Genomic DNA, 4,485 nt, shown 5'->3' with positions numbered 1-4,485 from the left:
CACCGCGCCGTGCAGAGCGTTGGCATCGAGGACTCCGGTGTCCATGCGCAGTGCGGCGCGGACCTCCCGCACGAGGTGGTCGGCCGCTGGATCCTGCTCCATGAGATCGCACCTTTCAAGGGTTGAAGGACAGTAACGAACACGCCCGGTGGCCGGGCACGAGAGAGTTCGGCCACCGCCGTCAGCCACGGCAGCGCCACAGCCGGGCAAGGTGGCCACCTCGTCCCGGAACTGGGTCAGAGAGCGCGGACCGGTCAGCGCCACGCCTCGATCGGGTGGGCGACAGGCGTTCGGGCCCGACGCAGAGCGCCGCGGCGCTACGCTCGGCGGGCACGGCCCCGGTGGACCGTGCCGGAGGGCGTGGGGAGGGGACTGCACGTGGGGTCGGGAACGTCGACCATGACCGCGGCGGACGGCGGCACGGCCGCATCCGCATCCGCATCCGCGAGGATCGGAGCACAGCCGGGGGAACTCGCCGCCTGCGCCGCGGTGTTCATCCCCTCGGACCCTCCGCGCACGAGTCAGGTCGCGTTCTGGCGCCCCGACGGCCTGCCCGTCCCGGCTGCCGCCGACCGGCTGACGGTGGTGCGCCCCCTCGGGGTGACGGTCCGCCGCCGGGCGGTCGGGAGCCGATCCGGCGTCCGCCTTCTGGGGCGCGGCCGCCGTCGTGGCCCTGCAGCTGATCGGCCGCGGTCGCTTCCTGCCCGGCGTCAGCCCCGGCGGCTTCGATGCCTGGCGGATCGGCCCGCTGGACCGCGACGACGTGGTGCACGTACAGGAGTTGGCAGCCGCCATGCCCCCCGAGGCCCGCGCCGAACCCCTGCCCGGCGACGGCCCCCTGGAGCTTCCTCAGGCAGAGCCGCTGGTGAGGGCCTTTCTGAACGCAGTCGCCGATGCGCTGGCACGCACCCCCGCCGGCACGGTGGCCGTGGGGGAGGAGACCTGGACCGCGTCCGCGCCGCACACGGTGACCGGTCCGCCGCTGGAGTGGGCCCAGGACCTGGCCACCGGGCTTGACGCGGGTGTCGGCATCTCCTTGCGCATCGAGCTTCCCGGCTCTGACCTGACGGCGGACGGCTGGAACACAACATCCGCCGAGGAGCAGCTGACGGCAGTCGTGCAACTGCATCACCTGGCCGATGGCTCCCTCGCCGACGCGGCAGACGTCTGGTCCGGCCGGGCCACGGCGGGCCTGTCCGCCCCGGAGGTACGCGCCCAGGCGCTCCTGGTGCTGCGGCGGGCCGCCCGGGCCTGGCCGCCGATGGGCCGGCTGCTGGACATGGCCGCCCCGACCGCCCTGGACCTGTCCGACGACGAAGTCAGTGAGCTGCTCGGCGACGCGGCGCAGACCTTGGCGGCCGCGGGCATCCCCGTTCACTGGCCCAAGGAACTGGCGAAAGAACTCCTGGCCCGCGCCGTCGTCGAACCGGCCGAGAAGACGTCTTCCGACCTTCCGTCGCTGCTGTCGGCCGAGGCCCTGTTGTCCTTCCGCTGGCAGTTCACCCTCGGCGGCCGGGAGCTCGATCAAGCCGAACTCGACCGGATCGTCGGGGCCACCCGTCCCCTGGTGCGGCTCCGCGACCAATGGGTGGTGATCGACCCGCGCCTCCTTGCCCGCGCCCGCGACCGAGAACCTCGCGAACTCACTCCCCTCGAAGCACTCGGCACCGCGCTGGCCGGCAGCACGGACATCACGGGCGAGCGCGTACCCGTGACGGCGCGGGGCTGGCTCGCCGACCTCACCGAGCGCCTCGCCGACCCCGAGGCGACCGCCCGACGCACCCCGCTCCCCGCCCCGGCGGCCCTGGCCGCGACCTTGCGCGACTACCAGCTGCGCGGTCTGACCTGGCTCAACCAGATGACCTCGCTCGGACTCGGCGCCTGCCTCGCCGACGACATGGGCCTCGGCAAGACCATCACCCTCATCGCCTTGCACCTGCACCGGGCGCGCATCCCGGGTCTTGCGGGGCCGACCCTCGTGGTCTGCCCCACCTCGCTGATGGGCAACTGGCAGCGGGAGATCGAACGGTTCGCGCCCGGCACCACGGTGCGCCGCTACCACGGCACCAAGCGCAGCCTCGACGACCTCGACACGGACACCGGCTTCGTCCTGACCACCTACGCCACCATGCGCCTGCGCCAAGCCGACCTCGCCGAACCCGTCTGGGGCATGGTGGTGGCCGACGAAGCCCAGCACGTCAAGAACCCATACTCGGCAACCGCGAAGGCCCTGCGCACCCTGACCACCCGGGCCCGCATCGCGCTCACCGGCACACCCGTTGAGAACAACCTCTCGGAACTCTGGGCCCTGCTCGACTGGACCACCCCCGGACTGCTCGGCCCGCTACGCACCTTCCGTACCGACTACGCGCGCGGGGCGGAGAGCGGCGAGGACCCCGAAGCCGCCCACCGCCTGGCCGCCTTGGTCGCCCCCTTCCTGCTGCGCCGCAAGAAGTCCGACCCCGGCATCGCGCCCGAGCTGCCCCCGAAGACCGAGACCGACCACCCGGTCAGCCTGACCAAGGAACAGGTCGGACTGTACGAGGCGCAAGTCCGCGAAGTCATGGCCCAGATCGAGCAGAGCGACGGCATGGCGCGGCGAGGCCTGGTCCTCAAGCTCCTCGCGGCGCTGAAGCAGATCGCCAACCATCCGGCGCAGTTCCTCAAGGAGGACAAGCCCAGCAGGACTGCGGGCCGCTCGGGGAAGCTCGACCTTCTCGACGAGCTCCTGGACACCATCCTCGCCGAGCAGGAAGCCACCCTGGTCTTCACCCAGTACGTCGGTATGGGCGACCTCATCGCCCACCACCTCATGCGGCGCGGCATCCCGGTCCAGTTCCTGCACGGCGCCACCTCCGTCGCCCAGCGCGAGGAGATGGTGCGCCGTTTCCAGGACGGGCAGGCCCCGGTGTTCCTGCTCTCCTTGAAGGCCGCCGGGACCGGCCTCAACCTCACCCGTGCAGGTCACGTCATCCACTTCGACCGCTGGTGGAACCCGGCCGTGGAGGAACAGGCCACCGACCGCGCCTACCGGATCGGGCAGACCCGGCCGGTCCAGGTCCACCGGCTGATCGCCGAGGGGACAGTCGAGGATCGGATCGCCGAACTCCTGGGTGCCAAACGCGCGTTGGCGGATGCCGTCCTTGGGGGCGGGGAAACAGCCTTCACCGAGCTGAGCGACGCCGAGCTCGCCGACTTCGTGCGACTGCGGGCGGTGCGCCGATGAACCACACCCCTGGCAGAGGCCCTGACCGCCACCGCGTCTTCGCCCCGCTGTCCTCCGCCCGCGGCCGCCGTTCGTTCGCCGACACCTGGTGGGGCAACGCCTGGGTCTCTGCCTTGGAGGGCGCCACCCGCTTCGCTACTGGACGGCTCGCCCGCGGACGTACCTACGCTCGCGCCGGAAACGTCCGCGAGATCACGATCACCCCCGGCCGCGCCACCGCACAGGTGCGGGGCAGCCTCCCCACCCCCTACCGCTCGTCCATGGAGATCCCGCAGCTCACCGAGAGGCAGTGGGACGCGCTGCTCGACGTGGTCGCGGCCAGGGCCGGCCACCTCGCTGCCCTTCTGGACCGCGACATGCCCACTAGCTTGGCCGAGGACGCCGCCCAGGCCGGAGTACACCTCCTGCCCGGCCGCCGCGAGCTTGTCCCGTCCTGCTCGTGCCCCGATGACGGCTACCCCTGCAAGCACGCGGCGGCCCTGTACTACCAGGTCGCCCGTCTTCTCGATCAGGACCCGTTCGTGCTGCTGCTGTTGCGCGGACGCAGCGAGGGCGAGCTCATGGCGGAGCTCCACCGGCGCAATGCCGCCCAGGCCGCCGCGACCACGATGCCTGCCGCTGTCACGCCGCGCGGGGTCTCCGCCCGCCAGGTGTTCGCTGCGGCGCAGGCCGGTCTCCCGCCACTGCCCGCTCCGCCACCGGCCCTCGACCAGCCGGGGGCTGTAGTTCAACTGGCTGTCGACGCTGTCGATCCCGGCTCCGGAGTCAACGCGGAGGGCCTGGAGTTCCTGGCCGCCGACACTGCCGCTCGGGCGGCAGCTCTGTTGCGCCAGGCTCTACTGCCGCTGGGGGAGACGATCGCCCCGCCCGTGCTGAGCGTCAGCGACGACGCCGCTCGGTTGGCTGCGGCCGCCCCGCCGCTGTCGGTCTCGCAACGGCTGGCCTGGGGCACCCGGCGTATGCCCAAAGGGCTGGCCCGCGCCGCCGCGGCCTGGCACTACGGCGGCGCCGCCGCACTCGCCATTCTCGATGAACCTCACGAGGGCGACCCGTTGTACCTGCGCGCGGTGCGCGAAGAGATCAAGCAGAACTGGAACGGTGAACGTGCGCCCCGCCTCCGGGCCGACGGCTGCGCCTCCTGGCTCACCGTGCTCGGACACGACGCTCAACTCCGCCTGGGGGCCGATGGCGGCCTCTGGTACCCCTTCCGCAAGAAGTACAACATCTGGTGGCCGGCTGGCTTCCCCCAGCGCGACCCC

1 protein-coding gene and 1 pseudogene are annotated in these 4,485 nt (G+C 72.2%); both read left to right on the top strand.

Features of this window, described 5'->3' with window-relative positions:
- Positions 1-399 precede the first annotated feature (399 nt).
- Positions 400-3,226, top strand: a pseudogene (locus P3H78_RS32845) (SCO1167/SCO6262 family helicase).
- A partial coding sequence (locus P3H78_RS32840) for an SWIM zinc finger family protein (RefSeq protein WP_276112836.1) occupies positions 3,223-4,485 on the top strand: 1,263 nt, incomplete at its 3' end. The pseudogene P3H78_RS32845 and the gene P3H78_RS32840, both read left to right, overlap by 4 nt.

Origin of the sequence: Streptomyces tropicalis (assembly GCF_029269835.1) — a bacterium.
GTDB lineage: Bacteria > Actinomycetota > Actinomycetes > Streptomycetales > Streptomycetaceae > Streptomyces > Streptomyces tropicalis.
Note: the sequence above shows the minus strand (reverse complement) of the source record. Positions and strands in the feature narration are given on the sequence as shown.